This window comes from Yoonia sediminilitoris, from assembly GCF_003058085.1.
In the GTDB taxonomy this organism is placed as follows: Bacteria; Pseudomonadota; Alphaproteobacteria; order Rhodobacterales; family Rhodobacteraceae; genus Yoonia; species Yoonia sediminilitoris.
In genome coordinates, this window is sequence record NZ_QBUD01000002.1 from 288,206 (window position 1) to 314,321 (window position 26,116).

At 55.9% G+C, this 26,116-nt stretch carries 25 protein-coding genes, 2 tRNA genes and 4 pseudogenes; 13 read left to right on the forward strand and 18 right to left on the reverse strand.

Going from position 1 to position 26,116, the window contains the following annotated elements; all coding sequences use genetic code 11:
• Positions 1–38 precede the first annotated feature (38 nt).
• From C8N45_RS06335 to C8N45_RS06345, 3 genes are all read right to left on the reverse strand, one after another.
• Positions 39–797: a YbaY family lipoprotein gene (locus C8N45_RS06335; RefSeq protein ID WP_133175949.1), complete on the reverse strand. Its 759-nt coding sequence runs from the start codon at positions 795–797 to the stop codon at positions 39–41.
• A gap of 510 nt (positions 798–1,307) precedes the next feature.
• Positions 1,308–1,736 (reverse strand): hypothetical protein, encoded by a 429-nt coding sequence (locus tag C8N45_RS06340; RefSeq protein WP_245882573.1) that lies wholly within the window; start codon positions 1,734–1,736, stop codon positions 1,308–1,310.
• A 99-nt stretch (positions 1,737–1,835) separates the two neighbouring features.
• Positions 1,836–2,642 carry a LuxR C-terminal-related transcriptional regulator gene (locus C8N45_RS06345; RefSeq protein ID WP_108385394.1) on the reverse strand — a complete coding sequence of 269 codons (807 nt, stop codon included), beginning with the start codon at positions 2,640–2,642 and terminating at the stop codon, positions 1,836–1,838.
• A 186-nt stretch (positions 2,643–2,828) separates the two neighbouring features.
• Between C8N45_RS06345 and C8N45_RS06350 the strand changes: the two genes are divergently transcribed.
• From C8N45_RS06350 to C8N45_RS06365, 4 genes and pseudogenes are all read left to right on the forward strand, one after another.
• Entirely contained in the window at positions 2,829–3,242 is a 414-nt protein-coding gene (locus C8N45_RS06350) for an ester cyclase (protein WP_108385395.1), read from the forward strand.
• Positions 3,242–4,414 (forward strand): MFS transporter, encoded by a 1,173-nt coding sequence (locus C8N45_RS06355; protein WP_108385396.1) that lies wholly within the window; start codon positions 3,242–3,244, stop codon positions 4,412–4,414. The genes C8N45_RS06350 and C8N45_RS06355 overlap by 1 nt, the downstream gene beginning before the upstream one ends.
• A gap of 2 nt (positions 4,415–4,416) precedes the next feature.
• Entirely contained in the window at positions 4,417–4,962 is a 546-nt protein-coding gene (locus tag C8N45_RS06360) for an amino acid synthesis family protein (RefSeq protein WP_181868905.1), read from the forward strand.
• A gap of 186 nt (positions 4,963–5,148) precedes the next feature.
• A pseudogene (locus C8N45_RS06365) lies at positions 5,149–5,741 on the forward strand (IS6 family transposase).
• Positions 5,742–5,795: 54 nt separating this feature from the next.
• On the opposite strand, the gene C8N45_RS06370 reads toward C8N45_RS06365, so the two are convergent.
• On the reverse strand, positions 5,796–6,704 hold the full coding sequence (locus tag C8N45_RS06370; RefSeq protein ID WP_108385397.1) for an aldo/keto reductase: 909 nt from the start codon (positions 6,702–6,704) through the stop codon (positions 5,796–5,798).
• A 159-nt stretch (positions 6,705–6,863) separates the two neighbouring features.
• On the opposite strand from C8N45_RS06370, the gene C8N45_RS06375 reads away from it, so the two are divergent.
• The 3 genes and pseudogenes from C8N45_RS06375 to C8N45_RS06385 form a co-directional block, all read left to right on the forward strand.
• On the forward strand, positions 6,864–7,736 hold the full coding sequence (locus C8N45_RS06375) for an AraC family transcriptional regulator (RefSeq protein ID WP_108385398.1): 873 nt from the start codon (positions 6,864–6,866) through the stop codon (positions 7,734–7,736).
• A gap of 33 nt (positions 7,737–7,769) precedes the next feature.
• Positions 7,770–9,644 carry a cation:proton antiporter domain-containing protein gene (locus C8N45_RS06380; protein WP_108385399.1) on the forward strand — a complete coding sequence of 625 codons (1,875 nt, stop codon included), beginning with the start codon at positions 7,770–7,772 and terminating at the stop codon, positions 9,642–9,644.
• A 232-nt stretch (positions 9,645–9,876) separates the two neighbouring features.
• Positions 9,877–10,401: pseudogene (locus C8N45_RS06385) on the forward strand (DUF932 domain-containing protein); the annotation flags it as partial.
• Positions 10,402–10,499: 98 nt separating this feature from the next.
• Here C8N45_RS06385 and C8N45_RS06390 read toward each other — a convergent pair.
• Complete coding sequence (locus C8N45_RS06390; protein ID WP_108385400.1) at positions 10,500–11,549, reverse strand: hypothetical protein; 1,050 nt, start codon at positions 11,547–11,549, stop codon at positions 10,500–10,502.
• Positions 11,550–11,846: 297 nt separating this feature from the next.
• Between C8N45_RS06390 and C8N45_RS06395 the strand changes: the two are divergent.
• Positions 11,847–12,167, forward strand: a pseudogene (locus C8N45_RS06395) (ParB/RepB/Spo0J family partition protein); the annotation flags it as partial.
• Between the two features lie 227 nt (positions 12,168–12,394).
• Here the strand turns inward: C8N45_RS06395 and C8N45_RS06400 are convergent.
• Positions 12,395–12,458 (reverse strand) — tRNA-Arg (locus C8N45_RS06400).
• A pseudogene (locus C8N45_RS06405) lies at positions 12,444–13,013 on the reverse strand (tyrosine-type recombinase/integrase); the annotation flags it as partial. The gene C8N45_RS06400 and the pseudogene C8N45_RS06405, both read right to left, overlap by 15 nt.
• 145 nt (positions 13,014–13,158) lie before the next feature.
• Between C8N45_RS06405 and C8N45_RS06410 the strand changes: the two are divergent.
• From C8N45_RS06410 to C8N45_RS06420, 3 genes are all read left to right on the forward strand, one after another.
• Entirely contained in the window at positions 13,159–13,962 is an 804-nt protein-coding gene (locus tag C8N45_RS06410) for a metallophosphoesterase (protein WP_108385402.1), read from the forward strand.
• Positions 13,963–14,097: 135 nt separating this feature from the next.
• A complete protein-coding gene (locus C8N45_RS06415; protein WP_108385403.1) occupies positions 14,098–14,460 on the forward strand; it encodes a helix-turn-helix domain-containing protein in 363 nt (120 codons plus the stop codon).
• Positions 14,457–14,996 carry an ImmA/IrrE family metallo-endopeptidase gene (locus C8N45_RS06420; RefSeq protein ID WP_108385404.1) on the forward strand — a complete coding sequence of 180 codons (540 nt, stop codon included), beginning with the start codon at positions 14,457–14,459 and terminating at the stop codon, positions 14,994–14,996. Before C8N45_RS06415 ends, C8N45_RS06420 begins: the two co-directional genes overlap by 4 nt.
• A 549-nt stretch (positions 14,997–15,545) precedes the next feature.
• Here the strand turns inward: C8N45_RS06420 and C8N45_RS06425 are convergent.
• From C8N45_RS06425 to C8N45_RS06450, 7 genes are all read right to left on the reverse strand, one after another.
• Positions 15,546–17,240, reverse strand: coding sequence for a relaxase family protein (locus C8N45_RS06425; RefSeq protein ID WP_108385405.1), 1,695 nt, complete (start codon positions 17,238–17,240; stop codon positions 15,546–15,548).
• A complete protein-coding gene (locus C8N45_RS06430; RefSeq protein ID WP_168769413.1) occupies positions 17,237–17,593 on the reverse strand; it encodes a plasmid mobilization protein in 357 nt (118 codons plus the stop codon). The genes C8N45_RS06425 and C8N45_RS06430 overlap by 4 nt, the downstream gene beginning before the upstream one ends.
• A gap of 135 nt (positions 17,594–17,728) precedes the next feature.
• Positions 17,729–18,817 carry a helix-turn-helix domain-containing protein gene (locus C8N45_RS06435; protein ID WP_108385407.1) on the reverse strand — a complete coding sequence of 363 codons (1,089 nt, stop codon included), beginning with the start codon at positions 18,815–18,817 and terminating at the stop codon, positions 17,729–17,731.
• Positions 18,818–19,119: 302 nt separating this feature from the next.
• Positions 19,120–19,196, reverse strand: a tRNA-Arg gene (locus tag C8N45_RS06440).
• 112 nt (positions 19,197–19,308) lie between these two features.
• Positions 19,309–20,052, reverse strand: coding sequence for a hypothetical protein (locus C8N45_RS06445; RefSeq protein ID WP_245882576.1), 744 nt, complete (start codon positions 20,050–20,052; stop codon positions 19,309–19,311).
• An 11-nt stretch (positions 20,053–20,063) separates the two neighbouring features.
• Positions 20,064–20,252, reverse strand: coding sequence for a nicotinamide phosphoribosyltransferase domain-containing protein (locus C8N45_RS23540; protein ID WP_245882577.1), 189 nt, complete (start codon positions 20,250–20,252; stop codon positions 20,064–20,066).
• A gap of 214 nt (positions 20,253–20,466) precedes the next feature.
• Positions 20,467–20,952 (reverse strand): adenylyltransferase/cytidyltransferase family protein, encoded by a 486-nt coding sequence (locus tag C8N45_RS06450; RefSeq protein WP_168769414.1) that lies wholly within the window; start codon positions 20,950–20,952, stop codon positions 20,467–20,469.
• Between the two features lie 235 nt (positions 20,953–21,187).
• On the opposite strand from C8N45_RS06450, the gene C8N45_RS06455 reads away from it, so the two are divergent.
• Positions 21,188–21,610, forward strand: a complete 423-nt coding sequence (locus tag C8N45_RS06455) for a DUF6484 domain-containing protein (RefSeq protein ID WP_108385753.1) — start codon at positions 21,188–21,190, stop codon at positions 21,608–21,610.
• Positions 21,611–21,613: 3 nt separating this feature from the next.
• Positions 21,614–21,964 carry a hypothetical protein gene (locus C8N45_RS06460; RefSeq protein WP_108385409.1) on the forward strand — a complete coding sequence of 117 codons (351 nt, stop codon included), beginning with the start codon at positions 21,614–21,616 and terminating at the stop codon, positions 21,962–21,964.
• Positions 21,965–21,974: 10 nt separating this feature from the next.
• Here C8N45_RS06460 and C8N45_RS06465 read toward each other — a convergent pair whose 3' ends face one another.
• The 4 genes from C8N45_RS06465 to C8N45_RS06480 are packed head-to-tail and all read right to left on the reverse strand — an operon-like array spanning position 21,975 to position 26,111.
• Positions 21,975–22,928 carry a hypothetical protein gene (locus tag C8N45_RS06465; protein ID WP_108385410.1) on the reverse strand — a complete coding sequence of 318 codons (954 nt, stop codon included), beginning with the start codon at positions 22,926–22,928 and terminating at the stop codon, positions 21,975–21,977.
• A 23-nt stretch (positions 22,929–22,951) separates the two neighbouring features.
• Positions 22,952–23,992 carry a PAAR-like domain-containing protein gene (locus C8N45_RS06470; RefSeq protein WP_108385411.1) on the reverse strand — a complete coding sequence of 347 codons (1,041 nt, stop codon included), beginning with the start codon at positions 23,990–23,992 and terminating at the stop codon, positions 22,952–22,954.
• Entirely contained in the window at positions 23,989–25,014 is a 1,026-nt protein-coding gene (locus tag C8N45_RS06475) for a 3-oxoacyl-ACP synthase (RefSeq protein ID WP_108385412.1), read from the reverse strand. Before C8N45_RS06475 ends, C8N45_RS06470 begins: the two co-directional genes overlap by 4 nt.
• The gene (locus tag C8N45_RS06480; protein WP_108385413.1) at positions 25,011–26,111 is read right to left on the reverse strand and encodes a DUF2169 family type VI secretion system accessory protein; all 1,101 of its coding nucleotides are present in this window, start codon (positions 26,109–26,111) and stop codon (positions 25,011–25,013) included. Before C8N45_RS06480 ends, C8N45_RS06475 begins: the two co-directional genes overlap by 4 nt.
• Between the last annotated feature and the right edge of the window lie 5 nt (positions 26,112–26,116).

A 26,116-nucleotide genomic window follows, 5' to 3' on the forward strand; every position in this document is an offset into this window, starting at 1 on the left:
ACCGCTTTCGCAACTGTCTTATGCCTGAAAACCTGTCGCTATTCAGGCCGAACCGTGAAATGCATAAGCGCAATGCCGCTGGCATCCATCAACACAAGACCTGTCCGGTACCGCACATAACTGGCCGCACGTGGCAACGCGTCCAGAACGCTTCTTTCAAGCCTCTCAGTCTCATCAGGGCAAGCCATCATAGTACCGGCAAAATTCGCAGGGAATGAAATTTCACCATCAATCTGCAACAATTGCCCGATGAAGCGATTACAGCCACCGAAGAGTTCAAAGTTACTTTCATCATCAATGATCAGTGTCGCCGGATCGTCGTTTGACCACGGCTCACCTAAGATTTCGGTGATCGCCCATTCTACCCCTGAGATGTGCTGTAGCGTGGGGGGCACGGTGGCAGCTTCGTCAACAGCAGACAGCATCATCTCCAATGTCGCGTCCTCTGAATGCGAGAAAGGATCATATCTTTCGGTGCTCCGAAAAATAGGGGAATCGCCAGACCAGATTGATGCAGCCAGAGCATAGACGCCTTCCGGCGCAATGAGATCTGCATCATAATGCAGTTCAACTTGCATAGGTACGCCGGTAATCCGACGTCGCAGAGATGACAGCGGCTTTGCAGCTGTGTCAGTGCGTGAAACATCAAGCAACTCCAAATGAAGTTCAGCAAGGGGTGGAAGCGCAATGCGTTCACGATATGAAACCGCGACATCAATGGTTGTCTGGGCATAAGCCTGGTTAAGCGGCATTATAAGACAAAATAGAAAACTGAGATTCTGTAGTGCGTAGCGCAAACCTGCTCCCCCTGACTTTAGAACTAAGGATCAAATCACCAGAAAAAGGCTTGGCAGTCCAATAAATTGTCAAAAAATTTGATTGGTAGCGAGCAATTGGCACATTGGGCAAGCATCTCTGCAAAACACAAAGCGGGTGGCATTTTTTTGGTCCAGAGGTTTTCTTTGCAGACCCAGCAATGCTCCGCTTTCTAGTGTCAGGACCCATTCATTCTGCGCCTTCAGCGTGGATTTCAGGAAAAATCAGTAGTTTGCCCTGCGACGACGTGAAATCACCGGGAGTGGGCAAGATATGTTGGTTGGTGGGTTCGAGACATAAGAACCGAGAGTTGCGACACTTGGAAAATTGGAAGCATAACGGCGGAAATCGGCGCTGTGTGGCTAGGACGCCCACGGCAGATCTGGCTCAAGGTAAATCTGGCCTTTGTTATCGACGATGCACATCGCACACGACCGAAGCGACACATCTAATCTGAATTAGTCTTGATGTGATCTGGCACCGCCCCCTTCTCAGCAAGCTGAAATGGGGAGGGTGCATCTCTTGAAGGAGATGATGGTTGTCCGTTTTGATGGAGGTGCAAACCGAACTATCAAACAAGGAAGCTCTTTTGCCATGCGCCGGACATCAACGCGCGAACCTTTGTAGGTAAAGGTCGTGTTGCGCGCGATTATGAACAGCCAGGGAGACCGCGACAGGGCTGTGATGTTGTCATCGCTGATCCCGTCCAAGAAATACTCCTGTTCCGGATCGCCCGACAAGTTCTCGAAGGCCAGAACGGCAATGGAAGGTCGCTCTGGTCGCACTGGGAGCGCATCGTTCGGATCGGCCTTGGCGGAACCGGCCGGGCCAAGCGCGTCGCGCAAGTCAAATTTCGAGGACATGCCCAGTTTCCGGTAGATCGCCGCAAGATGAGTTCGCACGTGGACGGTGTAATACACAGTCGATCCGCGATCTGCTGATAGCTTTCGCCACGTGCGTAATCGTGGGCGGTTTGGGTTTCGTAAGCCGCAAGCCGCGTCACCTATGGGGCACTGCTGTCATGGGTTGGCCTGTTGCATCGCTTTGATCATACGTGCGTTCTCCAGCGCGATCACGCTTTGCGCGGCGAAAATTTGAGCCAGCCGCGTGGTATCATCGGAAAAGGGCCGCACGGTTTGTCGGTAGAGCACAAAGGCCCCCACCAGTGTCTCTGCCGCAAGCATCGGGATCGCCACAAAGGACCGCGCGCCGCCAAGATCGACTGTTGCGACGCGCAAAGGGTCGTCGCTCAGGTTTAGGTCCTCGGATCTGACATCGAAGATGTTGATGATCTCGCGCTGCGCGTCCATGCGGCCAAGACCTGTTTGCGCGCTCGCTTTGAACCAGCCCTGGTCATCGAACCAGGTTTTGAAAATCGGTGGAATCCCAAGGGCAAAGGCCGCATGAAATCTACGAGAGTCCCTGCATTCGAACATGATGCCGAATTCTGCATCGCAAAGGTCCAGCGCGTAGGCCAAAATCTGCTTCATCACTGCGTTCAAGTCACCCTGTGCAGTGCTAATGATCCGAAGCACCTCGCTCAGCGCTTTTTCACGGCTGATGGCTTCCTCTAGGCTTAGGGCCAATTCAGACACAACCGTCGCCAGTTCCGACGGGCTGCGAGGCACTGGTGCTTCGCCCTCCAGTCGGGTTGCCAGTTCCAGTTTTGAGGACACGCCCAGTTTGCGATAGATGGTTGCAAGGTGTGTGCGGACCGTGCTGGGCGCGATGCACAAGGTTTTTGCGATCGTCTGATAGGTCTGACCACCTGCATAGGCCTGCGCGATCTGCACTTCCCTTTGGCTGAGATCGACCCACTCTGACACCCGAGAATTCTCCGAATATAAAGACTTGGGTGAAGTGTGTTCAGAACGGGTTCAATAAGCAAGCATGCAAATGCTGTAGTTTGAATACTGCACGCAGACGCCCGATTTTAATGCATCTGCACGATACACGGCGTTACAGACACTGGCCTAGGGTGGGTCCATTGGATCAACAGGGAGACTGGACCGATGACACATCAAGAAACGGCGACTGCATTTTTCGAAGCTTGCGAAACGGGTCAAGGATGGGACGCCTGCAAGGCCTTTTGCCACGAGGGGGCAACCTTTTCCTGTCAGGCGGATGCTCTGGCGGAGACGACAACCCTTGCCGCCTATGCGGACTGGATGAAGGGGCTTTTCACGCCAGTGCCGGATGGCCGTTACAAGCTGACCGCCTTTGCGACCGACGAGGCGCGCGGCACCGTTGTCGCGACGGCCGAATTTCACGGCACGCAGACGGGCGAAGGCGGACCGGTGCCACCGACAGGGAAATCTGTGGTGTCGGACTACGCTTATGTCATACAGTTCGACGGTGACAGGATTAGCCACATGACCAAGATCTGGAATGACGTCCACGCCCTGCGCGGGCTCGGGTGGGCATAATGCGCTGGCGCATCCTTGCCCTGCTGTTTCTGGCCCGCATCGGGCTTGGGTTTCAGTTTCAGACAGTGGCCTCCGTTGGCGACGATCTCATCGTCGCTTTCGGGCTCGACTATGTGGGCATCGGTCTGATGATCGGGCTGTTCATGGCCCCCGGTCTGGTTCTGGCCTTGCCCGCAGGCTATTGGGGGCGCTACGTGTCTGATCGCATGATGGTAGTCTTTGGATTGGGCGCTCTGGCTTTGGGTGGAGCCTGGTCCTCCTTGGCGAGCGAAAGCTGGGGCCTCGGGCTGGGTCGCATCCTTGCCGGGGGCGGGTTTCTGTTCTGTACGCTCTATCTGACGAAGATGGTCGCAGACTGGTTTGATGGCCGCGAAATCGCGACCGCTATGAGCATCCTTGTGATGAGTTGGCCTTTCGGTATCGCCATGGGCCAGATAGGTCACGCATGGCTCGCCCAAGAGTTTGGCTGGCAGGTCCCGTTTCAGGTCGCGTCGGTCTATTGTCTGATTGCAGCCCTTGGGGTGTTTGTCTTCTACAGGGCGCCACATGATCTACCACATGCTGAAGGCGGACCGCGAGCGACCATGACACGGCAGGAATGGCAACTGGTGCTCTGTGCCGCCACCGCTTGGGGTGTCTTCAACGCGGCCTACGTCACCTATCTGTCCTTCGGGCCAAAGGTTCTGGAAGGTTTGGGCCAGTCCGCAATCGCGGCCGCTGGTATCATCAGCATCGGGAGTTGGATCATGATCGTATCAGGTGCTATCTGCGGACAGGTCGTCGACCGTTTCGGCGGACGGACCGTTGTTTTGACGGTCTGCATGGGCGGGGCGATTACCGCGCTCTTGTTGCTCAGCGTGCCCGGTGCTGGCTTTGGTGCAAGCGTGCTTTTTGGTCTGATCGGCATGGCCCCGGCCGGGGTGATCATGGCCATGGCGGGCCAGGCGATGCGACCTCAAGTCCGCGCGTTCGGTATGGGTATCTTCTTTACCATTTACTACGCGATCATGTTGGTCACCCCACCCGCAGCGGGCGCCATTCTCGATGCAACAGGACATGCCGAGGGACCCATGTGGCTCGCCATCATCCTGTTTGCCGCCGTAGTCCCACTCGGCTTCGGATTCCAATACATCAAAAACCTGCCCCACGCGGGCATCGCAAAGGAAGCATAGCCATGGACGTTCGAAAAACGGTTTTCACAAAGGAAATCATCACCGCAGATGAGATGGGCGTAGCCTGTGATCCGATCACGCGGGTTGCTGCGATGGCGGTCGTCAAAAACCCCTTTGCAGGCAATGCTCAAACTGACCTAACGGCGCTTTTCGACATCAGCGCGCAGCTTGGCAAATCTCTGACGCAAGAGCTTGTGATCATGTTGGAGGGGCGGGCCCTTTGCTATGGGAAGGCAGCCCTTGTCGGAGCCTCCGGCGCGATGGAACATGGCGCAGCCGTGCTGCATCCGGCCTTGGGCAAACCCGTGCGTGCAGCTGTTGGAGGTGGAGCATCCCTGATGCCATCTAACCACAAAGTCGGCGCCTTGGGTGCCAGCATTGATCTGCCGTTGGGCCACAAAGACGAGGCGTGGTCCTTCGATCACATCGACACGATGACGATCTGTGTGCCCGACGCCCCCCGCACAGACGAAATCCTGCTGTGTATCGGATTGTCAGACGGGACACGCGCCCACCCGCGCGTTGGAAAAGGGCCAAGCGGGGCGTAGCTTTTTAACAATAGTCTATAGCGACCGTCCGTCACAACCGCGGCATCGGCCCATACCGGATGAGGTGGTGGCTCCTGCTCCACCGGCCTTGAAGGTAGTGTCGCAAAGTTTCGGATTTCTGTTGCATTGCCGGACGTGTCCAGCCAGACCCTTCACCTTCCCGGGGCGAACATCAGGATTGAAGAGTTGATCAGTTTCAAAGGCGCGCGATACCCGAAATCTGTGATCCTTTACGCCGTGTATTTCTACGTTCGCTTTCCCGTTTCATACCGCAACCTCGAAGAGATCATGGCGGAACGCGGGGTGGATTTGGATCATGCGACCGTCAATCGGTGGGTCGAGAAATACGCAGGTGCAATTGCTGAAGTCGCACATCGCCAGAAATCACCAACCGGCCGTTCGTGCTGTCTGAGCGTCGCGATGAAACTGCGGCGACTGCGTTTTTCATAAAAGCCATCGGCAGAAACGGCTGGCCGGACAAGGTCGTTATCGAATAAAGCGGATCGAACACGGCCGGTCTGTTCAACATGAATTGCCTGCTTGTCGTGTACGGCTGGTATTGGTTGATCACTGTCCGGCGCACGAAATATCTCAACAACATTATTGAACAGGATCATCGATTTTTAAGGAAGCTCACCCAGCCGATGCAGACCTTCAAATCGTTCAATTCAGCAGCATCCACCCTTGCCTGGATCAAGGTCGCACATACGATCCGAAAGGGTCAGTTTGGCCATTCCGAGCAGTCTGGCTTCGCGCAGCTCGCGGCTCTCGCTGGATAAGTGTGTCCAGCAGCAGCGCTTTCTTAGGCACGTAGGAACTTTGCGACACTACCGCTACTTGCTGGGGTCGCCAGAGGCCCACGCCACGCCATCGCCGCGATCCATTGTCGCCATTTTCGCCATGTCGGCGTCGTCGATCACAAAGGAGAACAGATCAATATTCTGGCGCATCCGGTCCGGGTTCAGGCTTTTGGGCAGCACGGCATAGCCATTCTGCACACCCCACCGAAGCAGAAGCTGCGCTTCCGATACGCCATATTTTGCGGCCATCGCCTTGAACGCTTCTCCGTCTGCCTTCATCTCGTCGGTCTTGGCGCTGTCTTGTCCTGGCTCTGTGCGCCACGTGGAAAGGGGAACAAGACTGCTGTAGGCAATCGGTGCGATGCCATGACTGACCATATGCGCAAGCAGGTCCGGTTTCTGCGACCATGGATGCAATTCGATCTGGTTGGCATCGGGCATCGGCAGGCCAGCGGCCGCGATCTCACCAAGATGGGTTTGGTTGAAATTGCTTACCCCCACAGCACGGGCCTTTCCACTGGCTTGCAGCTCTAACAGGGCGCGCCACTGTTCAAGGCGCATGTCACCACCGTAAGGGGCGTGGATCAGATAGAGGTCCACATACTCCAATCCCAGCCGCGCAAGGCTTGCGTCGCATTCTGCAATGGTTTGCGCCCCGGTCTTGGGCGCATCTCCCCAAGCCGGATTTCCGGGCCACAGCTTGGCTGTCACGAACAGGTCCGCGCGGAAAAGCCCTTCTGCTTGCAGCCCAGTCCTGATCCCGGCTCCGACTGTTTCTTCGTTGCGATAGCCGGACGCAGTGTCGATGTGGCGGTAGCCCGCCGCAATCGCGGAACTGATTGCAGTTTCGGCATCCTCGTTCGAGATCAGGTACGTGCCAAAACCGACCGCCGGAATGGTGGTGTCCGTGTTCAGGGCGAATGTTTTTGATGTTTCCGGCATGGAATGTTCCCTTCGATAGCGTAGTTGACTGGAAGTTAGGAGCCGTGCCGCATCGCGTCTTGCCAAATTCTACATTACATCTGCCAATTCCTCCAAACGCAGAGCATAATGCGTGATTTTTGAATCAGGTATTGTTAGGCATTAGCCAAGGAGCGCACGATGTCTTTCGAAAAATTACAGCACTTGTCAGCGCGCCTCGCCGCACTGGACATTGAAAATTCATGCAGGGTCTTGCCATCTGCGCGCATATTCCAACGCATTGAGGTCAGCGCGTTTGAGGCCGTTATCTATAATCCGGTGATCTGCCTGATCCTACAGGGAAAGAAAGAAATGAAGGTCGGTGAACGGTTCATTTCCCTTGGAAAGGGCGATGCCTTGCTGGTCAGCCATGATTTGCCCGTTACCTCTAGGATCACCATGGCAAGCCCCGCAGAACCATACCGGGCGCTGATCGTGTCCCTGAATCTGGGCATCCTGCGCCAGCTCTATGAACAGGTTGGCGAAGCTGTGTCCGACGATCATCGCGCACAGTCCCTGTCAGCCAGCGTACCCGATCCGGCATGGATAGGACCGATCGTGCGCTATCTTGAACTGATGGACGCTCCGCTGGATGCTCGGGTGCTGGGACCGATGATCCTCAAGGAAATCCACTTTCGCCTTCTGATGTCACCGATCGGTGGCATGTTGCGAAATTTGCTTTCAGTCGACAGCCACGCGAGCCGCATCGCGAAATCCATTCAGAAGATCAGGGCCAAATTCAGAGAGCCATTGGTCGTCGGCGAACTTGCCCAAGTGGCCGGGATGAGCCAGTCTTCGTTCCATGAGCACTTCAAATCGGTGACGGGCACTACCCCTCTCCAATACCAGAAAGACCTGCGGATGATTGAAGCCAGGGCGCTGCTGGCACGCGGCGTGCCCTCTGTGTCGGCGGTGGGTTTTGAAGTTGGCTACGAAAGCTCCACGCATTTCAGTCGCGACTACTCCCGCAAATTCGGGTGTTCGCCCAAAAAGCACCTCGCACATGCCCAATAGACCGCTGCCCACTCTTGCTCCAAGGATCATTCGATGACTGCAGAATTTCTGTTTATCACGTTCACTTTGTTTCTTGCCGGAATGATAGCCGTTCCGCTGGCGTCGCGCTTTGGGCTCGGGTCCGTTCTTGGCTACCTGATCGCTGGCATCGCCATTGGTCCCGTGCTGCACTGGGCCGGCGTTGATGTGGTGGGGCTGCAGCATTTCACCGAATTTGGCGTGGTGATGATGCTGTTCCTGATCGGGTTGGAAATGCAGCCGAAAGTTCTTTGGGACATGCGTGCGCGGATCTTTGTGATGGGGGGATTGCAGGTCGGGGTCACATGCATTGGCGTCATGGCCGTGGCAATGATGTTTGGCCAACCGTGGACTGTGGCGCTGGCCATTGGGCTGATCTTTGCCCTATCGTCAACGGCAATCGTTACACAGACGCTGAATGAAAAGGGGCTGATGCGCAGCGATGGTGGTCAGGCAAGCTTCTCGGTTTTGCTGTTCCAGGACATTGCGGTCATCCCCATGTTGGCCCTCATCCCGCTATTGGCGTTGCCCGAACTGACAGAGGTTCTGCATCACGGCGATGATCACGGGGCTGGTCACGGTGAAGCCGGTTTGAACCTGAACCTTGTCGAAGGATTGTCCGGCTGGCAAACCGCCTTGGTCACGCTTGCAGCTGTAGGGCTTGTGATTATGGCCGGGCGCTATCTGACTGGTCCCGTCTTTCGCTATGTGGCTGGCGCACGCCTGCGAGAGCTGTTCGTCAGCACCGCGCTGATGATGGTAGTGGGCATTGCACTCTTGATGACCATGGTCGGATTGTCTCCGGCATTGGGGACATTTCTGGCGGGTGTCGTGATGGCCAACAGCGAGTACCGGCACGAGCTGGAAAGCGATATCGCACCCTTCAAAGGCATCTTTCTGGGCGTATTCTTTATCACGGTCGGCGCCAGCATCGACTTTGCCCTGCTTGGTGAAAACCTCGCGCTGATCGTCGCGTTGACACTTGGATTGATTGTGCTGAAGGCCGCGGTGCTGTTCGTGCTGGGCCATGTCTTCAAGCTTAGCAAAGGTGACAAATGGCTGTTTTCCCTTGGGCTGGCCCAAGCCGGAGAGTTCGGCTTTGTGCTGGTGTCGTTTACAGTGGCCAACGCCGTTGTGCCCGCGCCGGTCGCTGATCTTTTGCTGCTTGTCGTCGCGCTTTCCATGCTGCTGACCCCCGCCTTGTTCATTTGTTACGACAAGATCATTGCACCACGCTACTCGCGCCAGCAGGCGCAGGATGCCGATGAGATCACCTCTGACGCCAAGATCATTATTGCAGGGCATGGTCGTTTTGGCGGCATCGTGAACCGCGCCCTGCGGGCCGCTGACTACGAGACGACAGTGATCGATTATAGCAACGAACAGCTCGAGATGTTGCGACGGTTCGGACTAATCGCCTATTTCGGCGATGCCACCCGCCCTGACCTGCTGCATGCAGCGGGGATCGACGAAGCAAAAATCCTGGTGATTGCCATCGACAACAAAGAGGCCGCCACCCAGCTTGCCCGATATATGCACGAACATCACCCGTCGGTGCATGTCATTGCCCGTGCAATTGATCGCTGGCATGTCTACGACCTTTGGACCGCCGGGTGCCGTGACATTATTCGAGAGACCTATGACAGTTCGATCCGCGCTGCGCGATCCGCCTTTGAAGCGATTGGCCATCCGCGTGAGGATGCCGAGCAGCTTATCAGCGTATTCGAAGCACACGATCGCAAGACAATGCTGGAAACAGCACAAGCCTTTATCCAAAGTGATGATCCGCACAGTGAGAACAGCGCATATTCTCAATTGATTCAGGATAACCTGGAGACGTGGGAGGCAGAGCTGAAGGCCAATATGCGGGATCGGCGTAAACCAGAGTGAAACGCGGCATTGGTGTGAAATGCTGGCTACATATATGGGCGCAATTGCAATGAAATGGTGCTCTGTCCGCAAGCTGTGGGTTCCACCGCATCCCGTTTTTGCTCTCGCGGCGGATGTTCGGCCTGACGGGCCGCACCGTAGCAAGGTCGGGTGGTGGCCAATGGCTGGTCTGGGCCGTTCTTGAATGTACCGGAGAGGTTTGTTGTGTCGTGGTTGCTATTCCACGCACCACAACCCGATTGAGGCGGGGCTGCTGCCCGACGGCTCGCCCGACCTCTATTTCCGGGGGTGCTATTGCTGGAATTCCGAGGTCGGGGCCAAGACGCTCGGCATCGCCAGCTTCTACCTCCGCGCGGTCTGCCAGAACCGTAATCTTTGGGGCGTCGAGGATTTCCAGGAGATAACGATCTGGCATTCCAAATACGCCGCCTCCCGCTTCGCGCACGAGGCCGCCCCGGCGCTCGCCCGCTTCGCGGAGTCCTCTCCCACGCCCTTCATCGACGGCATCCGCGCGGCACGGGAGAAGATCGTCGCACGGACGGACGAGGACCGCCAGGACTTCCTGCGCAAGCGCGGGTTCTCGAAGGCGGAGACGGGGCGCATCGTCGAGACGGTCCTGGCCGAGGAAAGCCGTCCGCCCGGGAGCGTGTTTGATTTTGTGCAGGGGATCACGGCGGTGGCCCGGTCCAAGCCGCAGCAGGATGCGCGGTTGGTGATGGAGGGGAAGGCGAAGGCTTTGTTGGAGCGAGCGGTATAGGCCCTCATAAGGCGGTGTCACCTCGCTTCACCGCCTTCTTCCAAATCAAATGCAAGGACCTTCCACTATGAGATGCGAAAGGCTGAATGGCTAGCAGCTCAAAATTCTCGGCCGGCAGCGCGATTTATCTCAAGTATCCGAGAAAATAACTCTGCGAACTGCGAAGCCGCAACAGGATTGCCATCCCTGAATTTATCATAAAAGGTCAATCCATCTCCAGAAAACATCCTTACCAGAATCGATTCTGCGTTGCTCACATCAAATTCAGGATACTCTTGCAGGAACGAGTTGGCACTTTCAGCATCGCGCGAAGCATCGATCAGTGAAGCACTACCATTAGGTAATTCGTTGATTCGAGAAATAAGATCCGTCGCGCTTGTTTCTTGAATCGATACTGGAAGGAAGCCGACTGCAAAAATTGAGTTGCTGTCACCATACCCAAATCGCGTTGTTTCAGACTCAACAGATTCCCCACCAACGCTCAGCTCGGCCTGCATACTGAAGATATCTTTCAGACCGCTCAACAATGGAACGCGCTCGAAAAAACTTGCCAGCTTGTCTGATCCGATACTTCCGGAGCCACTGCCCGAAAGCGACAGGACATACGAGTGTGTCATGTCCCCTCCAAGGAAGATTGCCCTCTCAACTGTGGTGTAATTACCAGATGCGTATCCATTCGAATAAAGGTCTACATAGCTCTGGCAACGAGTATCAGCGGTATCAATGATATCTTCAGCGAAGAAGCGCTCAATTCGGACGTTGTCGGCTTCAACATCCAAAGTTCCATCGTCTCCAATTTTCGAATTCATAGAGACGCTCACTTGACCGCTCAATTCAAAAAAAGACGATACTTCCGCTTCAATCTCGCCACTCCTCGCAATGTTCTTGGAAGTGAGTGAAAATGCTGCATCACTGCGCGTGTATCGCGAACTCCAGTCAGACATGCAGTTCTCAAGGCTATTGAGCAAGTTATAACCTTGCGAGGAAAGGATATCGCCGGCCTTTATCTCCATCAACTTTGGAAGCCGAATTGCTGAAAAGTTATTTGCCAAAAATGTAATTTCGAATTCGACCTTCGCATCTTGGGCAGATACCTGACAGGTGGTCATTGCCGTCGCTACCAATGCGGCCAATCCAATTCTCTTCATGAACCCAAACTCTAATAGATGCTCTCAGTGGCGATATCCGCCCAATGCTTGTCCAAGTACCCTTTAAGCCCAACGTAACATCTTCGTATATGCTTCCTTGAGGATGTTACTTCGACACCTGAGGAGTCAATCGCCAATTCCAATGGCGAGGCACGCCGAGGGTGGGCGATCTTCGCTCTTGTTGACTGAAAACCTGCTCGCAATCGATCCTTAGAGTAAGAGGTGGGCCGGGTTTTCCGTGACGGGTTTGGAGGTCGGGAGAGAGGCTCCCGGCTGGCCTGTCGCGGAGATATCCCGATGACCAAACAACAGAAGATCACCCTCAGCGCCTCGCGCGACATTCCCTTCAACAAGCTGATGCTCAGCCAGTCGAACGTGCGCCACGTCAAGGCGGGCGTGTCGATCGAGGAACTGGCCGAGGAGGACAGCCTCGCCGAGAACGTCCAGCGCGCGCCGCTGCATCCGCTCGACCAGTTCCGCGCCTTCCGAGCGATACGCGAGAAGGGCCGGACCGAGGAGGAGATCGCTGCGGCCTTCTTCGTCTCGGCCAGCGTGGTCAAGCAGCGGCTGAAACTCGCAGCCGTCGCGCCCTCACTGCATGATGCCTATGCCGAGGAGGAGGAGAGGTCGACTAGGGATGAGTTCGCTATCGTAGCGAACGGCTGCTCTGACGGGCCGCAGCGCAGCATCAGAGACTGGCACTGAAAGTCTGGTATGGGCCGGTCACGTGTTAAGCAAGACTGCTTGTGGCCTAAAAAGAAAGAATCCAAATCGACCTAATGGGGGTGAAAGACCCACTGCTCTCCATTAAATAATATGAGTTCAAAGTCTTACAATTTTTGAGATGGTGACCCCGGCAGGATTCGAACCTGCAACCTGCCCCTTAGGAGGGGGCTATTTAACATTGTCTTTTCCTTTCTTTTTCAATTTCTTAGAAGCTTTTGACTTCCGCTTCTGCTTGGGTTTTGTCCGAAATCGACGTCGAATTTCCTCTTCATCGGTCTCAGAATGGGCATAGGTGCTAAGTGGAAGTGTCGGGTCGGACCACCTACCAGCCTTGGCTGCGGTGACTGGATCAACCTTTTGGCGAACCACCAACTCGGTGAAAAAACCGTGGCGACCTGCCGCGTGCGCTGACAAATACGGGATTTCCGCTTTCTTACAGATTGTTATCCAGCGTTTCCGATATCCTGTCGCGGTTCCGTACCCAAAAAGACGTTCCTCTAGCAGCTTGCCAGTCCGAGGATTTCTTGTTCGCTTTGATGGAAGGGCTTCAATCTCTGCCATCATCTCTTTGGTTATGGCTACCCAAACCTCCTTGTGGCCTTTCTGCGACTTCAGTCGAATCCTTCGTTCTGCAGCATTTACGTCGATGACGGGCCTAACGCTGATCGCCTGATCGATACGAGCGGCCGTTTCGAACATGAAGCGAGCCAACGCAGCATTGTGCGGGTCCGCAGCGTTGCAAAACGCCTCTAAACGCGCGTGATCTCACCAGTGAGGAGCCGCCTGCACAAAAAGAGTATGGCAACCCTTGGGGCGCACCCAAAGACGGCAAGCAGTGGATCGATCCCGGTCGTTTCCCTGAGATCATGAGAAAGTAAAACTGATGGCCCGTTTTCTGGTCTGGAGTGACCTGCACGACGAATTCTGGGGCGGCTTCGAGCTGCCCGACCTGTCCGCGCAAGTGGATGGGGTTCTGATCGCTGGCGACACACACACGATGGGCCGCCATCTCGACATCCCGGCGCAGGCAGCGCGTAAGTACGGCTGCCCGGTCATCTTGATCTGGGGCAACCATGAACTCTATGGCTCGATCTGGTCCGAACTCTTGGCCGACGAAAACCGCCAACTTGAGGCGCTCAACGGTCAAGGTCTCGATATCCGCGTGCTCCATGGCGCAGCGACAGAGATAGCAGGCGTGCGCATCATCGGCGCGACCCTTTGGACAGATTTGGCGCTCTATCCGCCATTCGAATATCTGGCACGAACAATGGTATCTGCCTACATGCAAGACTACCGCTCCATCCGCACGGCACCCAAGACCCGCTTCACCATCGACGGTATGTTGGAGCGCCATGCACAGGACAAAGCCGCGATCTTGGGCGCGCTCAGCAAGCCGCACGACGGCCCCACTGTTGTCATGACCCACCACCTGCCAGTGCGCGAACTGATCGCCCCGTGGCGTACAATTGGCGGGGAGGACAAGCGCGCGATGAACAACGGTTTTGCCTGTGATCTGTGGAACGAACTCCGAGGCTTCGACATCCACACTTGGGTCTGGGGACACAGTCATGAAGGCAATAACCTGACGGTAGAAGGCGACCTCGGTCCGATCCGGTTCATCACAAATCAGCGGGGATATCCTGGCGAAGAAGTTCGTTTTGACCCGGCTTTTGTGATGGAGGTCTAAGACCGTCATCACAAAAGCCGCTCGATCCAAACAAGCTGCATGTCGAAAACCCTAAAGGGTCAGAAAATTAACCAACCAGGTTGATATTTCAATCCATGTGTGTTAATCCTCTATAAACACAATGGGAGACCGACCATGACAACAACTGCAATTGGGAAGGCATTACGAAAACTCAGAATAGATGAAGACGAACGCCTGTTGGATATGGCCAAGCGTCTTGAGAAGTCGTCCGCGTTTGTTTCTGCGGTCGAAACAGGAAAGAAGTCGCCCCCATCGGGGTTCGAAGAACTTGTTATCCAAACCTATCGCCTTGTGGGTGAAGCTGCGGAAATCCTTCGTAGTGCGGCAGACCGGTCGCGTAAGGCATTCACCCTTGAAGCAAATACTACTTTGCAGCGCGACACTGCAGGCCTGATGGCCCGTAGGATGGACACATTGTCGGAAGACGAGCTGCATGAGATCTTGGCTGTCCTTGGTCGCAAGGAGAGTTCCAAATGAGTCAAAGCCAAGACTATATCGTCCCCTCCCGAAGTTGGGACAACATCCGAGGGGTTGCGACGAGTATTCGCAACCGCTTCGGCTTCTCGGATCATGCATATTTTCCAGTGATTGAGCTAATCGAGCTTGTTTTGGACCAAAAGCTAAACATGGTAAGATTTGAAGTTGGAACGTACGCTGAAATGGATGGGGCTGAGGGTTTAACTTGCCCGAAAGGTGAATTCATCCAGTTGCGAGAGGATGTTTACGAGGCTGCATGTCGAGGGGAGGGGCGCGGTCGTTTCACTGCGGCTCACGAACTCGGGCACTTTGCAATGCATACCAACGTACCACATACGCGCAAAGCACTTGGCGAAAGCGTGCCGACCTATCAGCTTGCTGAGCCTCAAGCCAATCAGTTTGCCGCAGAGCTGCTGATGCCAGATGGCTTTTGTGACCACCTCGACGATGAACAGTCGCTGATAGAACGTCATGGTGTGTCGTTCGAGGCGGCGGGCCATCGACTACGCTACCTTAAGAAGAAGGGAAGGCTCTAACGAAAGAAGGCTCAGGTTGCACCCCGAGCCTCCAAACGAATTCTGTATCGTGCTAACCGGGGCTTGACGATGCAGAGCCGCCCGAAAGCCCAAATCAGTCTCCTAGCAGGGCTGCGTTTAGCGGATCTCGGGTCAAAAGGCAATATACGCCCCGACGAAGGACGGTGAGATGACGAAACGTTCATTCACTCCACCGCCCGGATATCGGTATGTTTTCCGCCCTTGGCGGACATGTCCGAAATCCGGCACCCGGCTATACGCGAAAGCGTTCGGGCTGCGTGCGTGGCCCATTCTGGTACCAGAGTAGGCTGACACAAACTTGAGAAACAGGCGGGCGGTTTGCCGCCCGCCAATCATAACTTCATGCCTACGAGGATATCATCATGGCTAAGAAAACCTACAAAGTTGGCCGCAGTGCCAGAACTGGTCGCTTCACTACCGTTAAGAAAGCGCAGACGAAGAAGTCTACGCATGTGGTTGAGACGATCAAACGTAAATAATGTCGTGTTGGGCAGTCATCTATTTGACTGCCCGATGCAACCACAGCCATCAAATTTTCGGTCCCGCCGAATACGATCTATCGATCTTTGATTGGTCACTCTTTCCCTCTATAGCAGTGAGCTTCTGTGACTGCTTCCTCAGCCAGCTTTCAAGAGTTGATGAAGCGCGCTCTGTTGCTTTTCCAAGCTTTGCAAACGCTTCTCCAATACGGTCGCGAACCGTTCGAATTCGCTCTGTAAATTCGCCAATTCGTTCGGCAAACCGCCCGCGCTCTTCAAGCCAGTCTCGAAGGTTTTGTTCAGATCTTCGACAGCGCGCAACAATGCTGTCTCGAAGGGCGTCAATTGATGATGTGACATAGTTTACCTCGTTGCTGGGGTTTCGATGCAGACTTCGCCGCCGCTCAGATTGGGTATGGGACAATCGGCGAGTTCGACGCCGCGCGGCAGGTTCACCACCCGGCCCAAGCCGCCAAGGCCACGAGTCACGCGCGTCCCTTCGAGACCGAATGTCGCCAGCCCCTGTGCTTCTATCGCTGATGGTCTCTCCGGAAAGGTCAGTTGCACCGCCATCAAGAGCACCCAAAAGGTCAGAAAGACCCCGACTAGATATGTTGGCAGCATTGTCTTCCAAGTCACCGTGCGCCATTCCTTCCGAGTCTCTTCCAGCGCACATGTCGCTTCCCGAATGGTGCTGGCCTGATCTTCGATCTGATGGGCCGTCCGGTTGTTTACCGAGCTGCTTAGTTTTTCGAGGTCGCGCATATCGGTCTCGATTTTTCGCAGCGCGGCGTTCAACGCTCGTGACAAACGCTGTTCGAAGTCGTTCAACATCTGCTGGGTCTGCTCTTCGGTGGCGTGGCTTTGCGTCTCCACCTTCGCTTGCAGGTTTTGCAGCAAAGTATTCATCTGCGTTCCAGGTTTCATGGAAAATTCTATCCTCCAGTCGAAAGGTGTTTTGGCTGTCCGAGGTTCCGGCAATACGCATGGTGATCCGGGTGTCGCGGCGGCGCTGCTTGCCGCCTTTCGCTTCTTCGGCATCGGCCCTACGGCGCTTCTCAAGCTGTTTCTCGGTCAAAGGTTTGAATTCGAGGCCATCCAGTTCGCTCAGAACGGCGCGAATATCTGCGTGATTTCGGACTTCGCCAGCCTCGATCTTCTGGAGCATGAAAGTCTGAATGGTCTCCTTGATGCTCTTCCGGTCGTCTAGATCGAAAACGGGTTTGATCATCCGTTTTCTTTCCGGCTCTTCGGGGCTGACCCAGCCTTCGCGGGCGTTCCAGTAATCGCGAAAGATGTTGAAAAACCGTTCCGATCCTGGTGGTGCAGCGTTGAATGAACGGTTGCCATAGAGCTCGACTCGCGGAATCAGGAAATGCAACTCAACGTTGCCCATGTGCTGATGGCGGACCCAGAGGGTATTCACTTGGTCCGCCTCAAGGCCAGCAAAGGCAGCCCGTTCGAAATCTGCTATCACCGCCGCCTGTAGTTCCTCTGAGGGATCGTCATCTGCATGGAACGCCACGACGCCGGATGTGTACCGCCATTTGCGGGTATTGCTGTCGATAAGGTGACAGGTCAGATCGGGATCGCCCGCCAGTATTTCAGGGGGTACATCTCGTCGCACGGTCTGACCAGCGATGCGCTTACGGTCCCCGGTGTAAGCCGCGACCTCCTTGGCCAGGAGATACTCGACCGCCGCCCGGCCAGAGCCGTCGCCATGCGTAAAGAAGCGAACCATCATCTGGAATGCACCGCCACAATCTCGGCAAGTTCGCGGTCCAAGGCCATCAACAATGTGTAGAGGGCGATCAAATCGATGCGCCGCCCAGCCTTGCGGTCTGTGTGCATGGCTCGTGCGATTTGGTTGAGATTGTTGCCCGCGCGCCCGACCGCTGCCAGCAACTCAGGATCGACCACCGGTGGTCTCGCCCGACGCTGCATCGGCTCAACGGAAAGAACATGACGGGCATAGTCGGAAAGCGATCGTTCTTGATCGCGGGCTTTGTGCATCCAGTTGGCGTGTTCTGCCTCTGAGCAGCGCACGCGTAGAACCAGTTTGCGAACCAAGCGTGGTTTGGGTTCTCGCTTACTCATGGCGGCCACTTGACGCGCTCTGCGCGTGGGTTTGGGGTGAAGGGGAAAGGGCTCGCCCATTCCCTTCCGAGGTGCATGTCGCGTAGCTACATGCGTAACCTTGCTCTCCCTCCTCTTGGGACAATCGAAGGCAGTTCATAAATTCCCCCGTGACCGGATCAGGGCGTCCGTCAGTTCACCCATGAGGCTATTGAGAACGGCCAGGTCTCTCTCCACTTTTCGGCTCATCTGCGCGAAAGACGCAGCTGCGTTTTCAACACCAAACGCGTCATCTCTTTGAGAATTCCGGTCAGCGATGATTAAGCAGAGTGCTGTTTTATTCTCGCCAATGCGGACGCACATTTCTTCCCAGATTCGACGTGAGATACCCAATTTGTAAGCGCGATCATGCGTCGCTCGATTGATCGATTGCCAGTCTGGTGGTCCGTTCAGTGCATACAAGTCGATGTACCCACGCAACTCTGAAGTGGCCAAGAGTCGTGCGTGAGCAGGACTGGTATTAAGCTGTTCGCCACCACGCGTCTGCGGTGCCGTACGGGTTTTATTTTTCTTTTCTTTCTTCGTAATGAGTCGGTCATTTTCGTCTGACCCGTCGGTCATCTCTGGCTGACTGACCTTCGCAGAAAAATCAGCAAGTACCGCCGCCAGCGCATCGGCAACCAGTCGCATTTCTTTGATGTCATTTAGTTCTCCAGGCCGACGACGTGGCAAAATGCTTGTCGCCGCGTCGTTGGCTTCACCGTTCTCTAGCTCTCTGATCTGGCGGAGGAGATCTTGAATGTGCTCGCGCAGCTGTTTGTGATCTTCGTCAGCTTGCATTTGACGACCCACAAGGGATCGGACGTACTCTGCTTTCTCAATGAGAGGGGCGAGGTTGATTCCGGCCGCTCTCTTGATCACACCGTCAACGCGATCACCAGAGCGGTTCTTCCGTTCCGGATAGGTGCGCTTAATCAGACCCGCGTCAACAAGTTCAGCCTCGATCCTATTTATCTGGCGCTTCGATAGTCTGAAGAGCGTTGCGAGCCGTTCCAGTGAATGCCAGATGGCGCATATTCTGCCGTTCTGGAAGTCGGACGGCTGGCAGTTCTCAATCGCAAATACGAGGTATTCGACAGCACCTTTGGAAAGGCCAAGCGCGATCCTTGCTTGCCGCAGAAGCAGTTTCAGTCGGTAGGGTGTGATATCTGAAGGAAGGCCTTCATGAACTAGCCGGACGCTCATAACGCACCACCCGGTAGCGTCCTGCCAACTGGATTGTCAGTTGATTTTGCACCGCTCTTTCGAGTAAGGTCTCTAAGAAAGCTAGAGGCTTTTGCTATAGATTTGATCCCGGTTTCGGTTGCCGCCGAGCCGGGATTTTTCTGTTTATGGGGACTCCAAAAATTCTTGTACGGCTGATCGGGCTGTAGACGTTTTGTAGCGATGTTCTTTGCCTGTTCGCAGGCAAAAGCCGCAAAATCCTGCATAATCTTGCACAAAGTACTTTGCGATTGTCCGTAAGTATTTGTATTTATTGGCAGGTTTGGCGACCCCGGCAGGATTCGAACCTGCAACCTGCCCCTTAGGAGGGGGCTGCTCTATCCAGTTGAGCCACGGGACCACGCTGGTTTTATGCGGGATCGCGGTCCTTGTGTAAATCCTTTGTGGCGTGACTACAGTCCAGCTCCTGCGAAGATGCGGCGCCCGTCGGGTACCGCATCTCATTACCAGCCTTACGTTTCAGCTTTCAACGGCCACGCCCGTCCGCGGACTGCGTCGAAACTGTGCGGGTTCAGGATTTCACCATTGCGAAATACCGGTCTAAGCGCGTCTGCCCCGGCAGGGATATTTGCGGCAGGCCGCGCAACAAAACGGCCACTATCGCTGCGCATCACCCCTTGTTTGCCTTTTCGCGATGTCTTGGCCCCACCGGCCGTTTTGGGGTCCTTGAAAACATCGTGCAACGCCCCGTTGCGGTAGATCGCCGAGCCCTTCATCGCATAGCCAAATCTGTCACGGTCCGGTTTCTGCAACAGCCTGCCGCCCATCCCAAAGGCGATGTTCCCGATGGCAAGACCCCTTTGCATCATCGCGTCCATGATCCGCAGAATCGAGTCCTTGTCGACCCCGTCGCCCTGGATGACCTGCACCTTATCATGCAGCAATCTGTATCCTTGGGCGGTTGTTCTATAGCCGAACGCCGCCATCAGCGCCTCGATCACGTCGGGCACGATCTGCACTGGGTCACCGCTATCGGGGCGGACGACCCGCACACCGTCGCGGGCCAGCACTGCATCGCGCAGGGCGCCGCCCCAATAATCCCGGACAGCCCGCATCAGGTCAAAACTGTCGCTTACGCAGGCGATGATCCCCACGGTGTTTGCCCTCAGGAATCGACGCATCTGGTGCAACTCGCGGTCCACACCTGCCGCAGTCATGGTGGCGTGTTCGGTCGCGGGGATGGAATAACCGGCCATATCAGCCCTTATTAATTGCGGGCATAGATCAAAGCACCAAGTGTATCTGTCCCATGGGCTTTCAAGAACGGGGCTGCCCCATCCAGCATGTCTTGGGTCACGACCGTCCCTTGCAGTTTCGCCAGTTCGATTTGCAGGCCAAAGAACACCACCTCGTCAATCTCGTCCCACGCGCGGCGCGGCTCGATATAGGACGACACATATTGGGTGCCTTCGGGGTATTGGCTGTAGTGGGAAATTTTTTAGCTGTCTGTATCGTAGATCAGATTGTGGGTCGCGACAGGGTTCGGGAACTGCGCGTCTGCGCTGCGGTTCTGGTAGGTCATTGTCCTGTTCCTACCCGGATTTGGATGGTTTGCGATCTGCGGACCTCCCGCAGATCAGAAATACAACGATACGCACGTTTTGGGCGTCTTAGCCTTGCGCCATCAGGATGGACGAATAGGCAAAGGGCACTTCGGAGACCATTGCGTGGATGATGTCAAAGTGATCCTCGGACAATCTATCGGGTGTGACTTCTGTGATCGGCACCCAGGGGGCGGCAGCGGCATCGCAGCCTGATTTGACCTTTTCGAGCTTGGTACGGTCCAGCCCTTCACGGCGCATGGGGGTCGTGACGGTGGTGCGCACATTCGTTATCCACGCGCGATCATTGTAAAGCGTGTCCACAAAAGGCAGGGTGGCGACCGGCTTGCCCAGATGCCCTGTGCCCGCACGGATAAGGGCGCGGCGTTCGGCATAGGTAAAAGGATTTTTCCAGCTACGCCGACGGTAAGAGTTGTCAACAAGCAGCAAGATCCGGTCGGCGCCCTCAAGCGTGCGTTCAGTCACGTCCAGATGTCCAAGGTGAAATGGCTGGAAACGGCCGATAAATACTGCCAGCGTCTGTTTGATCGTCATAGCGTGCGTCATCCGCAAGGATGTTAGTGACCCGTGACCTCCTCGGGGTGGCTTTCTTAGCCCGTCTTATCCGGGATTTCCAACTTGAAATCCTTCAAATCCGACATGCAGGCCGCGCATATCCATCTGTCAAGTCCGGATACACCGCCCCAACCACGTCACCTAAAGCTTTGAAGCCAGCGTAAAACCGACTATCATTGCGACGGATTGCGTTGCCCGAAACATGAGGATTGCCATGATTGTGAGTGATACAAAAGACGGCGTAGTGATCGGGGTCTTTCTGGGGATGCAGGACGGCAAACCACTGGTTGTCTTTGCGGGGAACCCGCAGCCAGAGGCGATTGTTGCCCGCTCGCTTGTGACACTTGATGCGTCTGTCGCCGGCTGCGAGGTCGCGCTTTTATTTGAGGATGGTCAGTCGGACAGGCCATTGATCATCGGGCGCATCATTGACCCCGCACCCGCAAACGACGCCCCGACAGTCATTCGCGATGGTGAAAGCGTCAAGATCAACGCGCAGGAGCGGATTGAACTGCGTGTCGGCAAGGCGTCAATCATCATGGAGAAAGACGGACACATCACGATCCGCGGCACCTATCTGGTCAATCACGCCTCTGCTGCGAACCGGATTCGTGGTGGCTCCGTCAACCTGAACTAGGCCATGGCAGCCCCCGTTCTGGAAAATATCGTGCGTCAGCATGCCGAACAGGCCGCATTCCTGTGGACGCTCTATGATCGCGCATTGCTGGACCCCGAAGACAACCCCGAAATGGACGAAGAACGGCTGGCGCGTACCGTCGAACGGCTTGAGGCGCATCTGGACGGGCTGCGCATCGCGGGCGCAGACGGCCTGCGCATTGCCGAAGAGCGGCTGGCAGACTACCGCGAACCTGGCGAGTTGTTCGTCGTTCGGATGTTGCAGCCGGGCGCCGAAGGGATGAGGATTGCGAGCCTCGATCTGGAAAAGGTGCGGCACTATTTGGCCGCAAAATCCGCGCTGCCCTCACCTTAGGGTCAGGACCCTAAAGCGCGCTGAGTTCCGTCAATGTCCACCCACCATCTTTCAATCGGAAAAAGCCGGCAGAATCGATTGCCCATAAAACGTCGCCTTCGCTGACAAGCTGGATAAGGTTCACAGGCTCGCGCGCGCAACCGGTTTCCACCACTACCAATTCATCACCTTTCAATTCAAACAGCGCCGGGCCCTCGTATTTTTCGTCCTGGCCCGCCCCGATATATCGCTTGCCTTTGTGCTGGGCGGTCAGATGCAGGGCGGTCTCGTCGTTTGCATAAAGCAGCTCAAAACCGTCTTCGAAGGTCCCTTTGTAGATCTCGGCTCTGGGTCTGTCCGCACAGATGACCGCCTGATTGTTTTCTTCAAAACCGTGGATCAGACGGGCGCCACTATCAAGCCAGAGCTCATTAACCTCATCCCCTCGAAAGCGAACGATACGGCCCAGTGCACCAATAACATAGTGTGCATCACCACAGGCGAAGGCGGCGTAGGCATCGGGATTTTCGCGCGCGTATCGGTCCATGATCGGATAGGTACGTTCGACATAATCACCTGCGGTTTCGGTCGGGCCACGCTCTGGAATGACAGGCTCCGGACCGTGGGCGAGCCGTTCAATCCATTGATTGACGGTTCTGTCGAACACCCAGACGGTCGCTTTACCACAGCAAAGGTAGAAGTAGTCGCCGACCAATTGCAGATTGAACGGCACAACATTCTCTTGCGGAAACGGGACCCCAAAGCCCTGGCCCAGATCACGCGACACCGCTTGAATATAGTCGCCCAATATCCAGACCGCCTGACTTTGCACATTGACGGTTGCGCACAGCACGTTGCCCAAATTCTCGACAGACAGCTTTTCGACCGAAAGAGGATCAAAGGTGATATAGCTAATCACCCAAGCATCTGGATCACTATCATCGACCGCAACGGCAGAATTCTCACCTGTGGGAACAGCAAACATATCAAGTATCTATCCTTTTGATCCTAGGTTGCAGAGGGTGGCAGGCCAAGGCGTACCTCCATATTTGCAAACCGTTCAGCCGATTTATTGGTTTTGGACTCAACCTTGATTTCCGGTTTATGTTCACAGGCGTCTTTGTATTGCGTCTCAACGCATTCCATTCCCTGTTTCGCACAATCGCTATCGACAAGAGATTGGTCGTAGGCCGCGGCGTCGGCAAGCGATTGTTTTGCGATCTCGACCGCATCGCTTATGGGGCGGGGCTTGTTGCCAAAAGTCCGGTCAAAAGACAGGTGCATACGGCCGTGACCTCTGGCCCATGTCATCCCGGTGGCGGTTCCTTTTGCGGCAATGGCTTTGCCTGTATCGCTTTTCCTGTCGCCGCTGGCCTTGCCGTAGCCGTCGCCACCAACACAGATTGCGCAAGCATCGTCAATGGATGGCAGGTGATCGCGTTTGGCCTGTTCTTCGCCCCCGTCTGCAAGCCATTCCCCCGGGTTATCCCTTGTACCCTTTCGAATATATTCATCTGGAATGATGTGGTGCGCTTGCCCGCCCGCTTCATTACATTTTGATTGAATGTCGCTAAAACTGCCGACCAGACACTCCCATTCAGCATAGACCGAAGGAACACCGGGCTGACCGATGAAAGGGACGGTGATAACATCGCCAATGTTCGATGCATGGTTCGAGGTTGCGACATCGCCAAAACGCGCAACGCCCTTGCCCTCTGCCTTCACATCCGACGACCATGCCTGCGCATAGATTTTGCCGGTGTTCTTTGAGGTGATGATCCCTTTTTTCTGCGCAGCACCCGCTTCGTCGCCTGTGCATTTGCTATATTTGCTGCTGTTTTCCTGACTGACCGCACCACCTTTGATCAGGACCGATCCGGTGCCGGACGTGAGGTCACTGTCTTGCCCGAAATTGGGATAGGGCACGGGGACGCCAGTGGGGGTCGGCGGGGCCTCTGGCGGGGTGAAGCAGGTGTCGGGGAAGGCCGCAATCAACTTGTTGCCCTGCTTTTCGGCGGAAACCTCGCGATTGTTGGCAAAGACTGTCATGCGGCCTCCAACACGACGGCTGCGCAATGGCCGTCATCGCGCGATGTTTCGATAATGATGGGTTTTGGTGGCGCGTAGCCGCGCTGCTTGGCCGCCAGCGCCCAGCCCAGCAATGCGGGCATTGCACTTGCCCCGACATTGCCCAAAAGGCTGCCCAAGCCCCAGATCGGCTGCACCGGGCTGCGGATGCGTTGCACACGCTGCATCGCAAGGGCCGACTGGTTGAACCAATAGCTTTCACCGATGTGATCGCTCATCTTCAGTCCGGTCTGGTCCAGTGAACTGCCAGCCGCACCAAGCGCTGAGCGATAGGCGCTGGCCATGCCATCACACCGGAACGGCGCGTTCGGATAGCCCTCTGCATCCACATTCAAAAGCGCCGCGGGTTCCTGCCCCAGTCCGACCCCCGATAGGCGGACCCCGTGACCGTCAGCGGACAGCAGCACGGCGGCGGCCCCTTCGCCGGGGATGAAACCGTCTGACACCTTGTCACACAAGAGCCGGTTTTCGGCAGTGTAGTGCGTGATGGTCCGGGCGTTCAGATAGCTATCGACCCCCAGTATGATCACAGGTCGGCCAGTCGATTGGACGATGTTTTGCGCATGGCCAAGGGCTATGCCGCCTGCTGTGCGCCCTTCGCGCAGGACAATCGCGTCTGAAACTGGGCGGAAGCCCGTGTGTTCTTGTAGCAGGCGCAGCAACCTGTTGACGTCCACATGGATCGCGCCGGGTCGGTCTTGTTCGGCCAGACATATGACAAGTTCTGCATCGGCGCTTTGTGCCCCGGCCTGCGACAGCAAATCATGGATGGCCCCCGCCGCAAGATGGATCAACCGCTTTTCGCCCTGCCATGGCCGGGGCAGATGCACCGGCGCCCCGACAAGCGGCACCTGCTTGGGGCCCAGAAAAACGGTTTCCTCAAATCCGTCCAAACGGCCCCGCAAGGCCGCACAGGTGGAAAGCCAATCAAGACCCACAGCCGTGACCATCCCTGCGGCAACAAGGTTCAGATCATTGGTCATGGCTCTTCACCACCCGGCACAGCCGTCGCAACGGCACGGATATACTCCCGCTTTTCATCATAGGCCCGCTGCATGGCGTTTGTGGGTGCACCAACCCATGCTGCGCTGAACTCGGTGATATGCTTTTTGATGCGGACGTCGACACGCCAGACCAGTGACAGGGTCCGCGCCTCGGTGTCAAAAATCAGCGTGTCGGCCTTGGCCACCTGTTGTAGGCATTTGTCCCGCCCCCGAAAAATCGTGATTGGCAGGTCAACATCCGGCAGACCAAAGACCTCGCGTCCGGCGGGGGTCATGCCAACGATGATTACCTGCGCGCCGGAACGCAGTGGTTTGATCCACTGGTCCTGCGGGGCGGATTGGTAATACCTCTCATCAAAGTCGGGCGGCAAAAAGGGAAAGATATTATCGACCCAGTTGTCGTCATAGGTCCCGCCAAACGGCAAACGGTCGGGGTGGCCGCGCGCAACAGGGCCCAGCGCCATAGGTTTGTAGTCATCATAGGGCGACCGAATTTCTGCGCCCACTTCTTCGGTATTGGGCAGGGCCAGCCCGTTGATGCGGTCCTGATTACGCACAGTGGCAAAGCCACGCCCGACAGGATTGGGCATATAGACATATGGTTTCGGCTCGTCGGGGTCGAGCCTGTCGGGCCCGCCAAAGGCCGTGTCATAACTGAACGTCTGTTTCGTAAAGGGCACCGGTCTGGTCGCCAGAATGGCAGGGCCCGCGTTGCGCCACTCACGGTAGCCCACAACGTCAAACTGTTTAACCCAATCATCCACCTTGATGCCCACGCGCACCCGCTCTGCCGGTTTGCCACCGGGCGCATAGGCGGCCCCTTGCGCGATGACTTCGGTATGGGGCTTGCGAAAGGCGAAATCGGTTTCCCACATCGTTGCAGAAAAGCCGGGTTCGCCTGTCGCCTCATCCGCCATGACCAGTGGCAACTGTTCAGCGCTGGGCTGCGGAACAGACCGGCTGTCATCAGGAAAATCAAAGGTCCCACGCACCACCAGCGACAGGTATTCATGGCCTTTGATGTCCATGCCGGTGGTGTGCTGATGCACAAAGCGGGTTTGATTGAAAACCTGCACAGTGC

Coding starts and splice junctions, on each gene's coding strand:
- C8N45_RS06350 (WP_108385395.1), top strand. CDS start 2,829: ATGACACATCAAGAAACGGCGACTGCATTTTTCGAAGCTTGCGAAACG.
- C8N45_RS06355 (WP_108385396.1), top strand. CDS start 3,242: ATGCGCTGGCGCATCCTTGCCCTGCTGTTTCTGGCCCGCATCGGGCTT.
- C8N45_RS06360 (WP_181868905.1), top strand. CDS start 4,417: ATGGACGTTCGAAAAACGGTTTTCACAAAGGAAATCATCACCGCAGAT.
- C8N45_RS06370 (WP_108385397.1), bottom strand. CDS start 6,704: ATGCCGGAAACATCAAAAACATTCGCCCTGAACACGGACACCACCATT.
- C8N45_RS06375 (WP_108385398.1), top strand. CDS start 6,864: ATGTCTTTCGAAAAATTACAGCACTTGTCAGCGCGCCTCGCCGCACTG.
- C8N45_RS06380 (WP_108385399.1), top strand. CDS start 7,770: ATGACTGCAGAATTTCTGTTTATCACGTTCACTTTGTTTCTTGCCGGA.
- C8N45_RS06390 (WP_108385400.1), bottom strand. CDS start 11,549: ATGAAGAGAATTGGATTGGCCGCATTGGTAGCGACGGCAATGACCACC.
- C8N45_RS06410 (WP_108385402.1), top strand. CDS start 13,159: ATGGCCCGTTTTCTGGTCTGGAGTGACCTGCACGACGAATTCTGGGGC.
- C8N45_RS06415 (WP_108385403.1), top strand. CDS start 14,098: ATGACAACAACTGCAATTGGGAAGGCATTACGAAAACTCAGAATAGAT.
- C8N45_RS06420 (WP_108385404.1), top strand. CDS start 14,457: ATGAGTCAAAGCCAAGACTATATCGTCCCCTCCCGAAGTTGGGACAAC.
- C8N45_RS06425 (WP_108385405.1), bottom strand. CDS start 17,240: ATGATGGTTCGCTTCTTTACGCATGGCGACGGCTCTGGCCGGGCGGCG.
- C8N45_RS06430 (WP_168769413.1), bottom strand. CDS start 17,593: ATGAGTAAGCGAGAACCCAAACCACGCTTGGTTCGCAAACTGGTTCTA.
- C8N45_RS06435 (WP_108385407.1), bottom strand. CDS start 18,817: ATGAGCGTCCGGCTAGTTCATGAAGGCCTTCCTTCAGATATCACACCC.
- C8N45_RS06445 (WP_245882576.1), bottom strand. CDS start 20,052: ATGGCCGGTTATTCCATCCCCGCGACCGAACACGCCACCATGACTGCG.
- C8N45_RS06450 (WP_168769414.1), bottom strand. CDS start 20,952: ATGACGATCAAACAGACGCTGGCAGTATTTATCGGCCGTTTCCAGCCA.
- C8N45_RS06455 (WP_108385753.1), top strand. CDS start 21,188: ATGATTGTGAGTGATACAAAAGACGGCGTAGTGATCGGGGTCTTTCTG.
- C8N45_RS06460 (WP_108385409.1), top strand. CDS start 21,614: ATGGCAGCCCCCGTTCTGGAAAATATCGTGCGTCAGCATGCCGAACAG.
- C8N45_RS06465 (WP_108385410.1), bottom strand. CDS start 22,928: ATGTTTGCTGTTCCCACAGGTGAGAATTCTGCCGTTGCGGTCGATGAT.
- C8N45_RS06470 (WP_108385411.1), bottom strand. CDS start 23,992: ATGACAGTCTTTGCCAACAATCGCGAGGTTTCCGCCGAAAAGCAGGGC.
- C8N45_RS06475 (WP_108385412.1), bottom strand. CDS start 25,014: ATGACCAATGATCTGAACCTTGTTGCCGCAGGGATGGTCACGGCTGTG.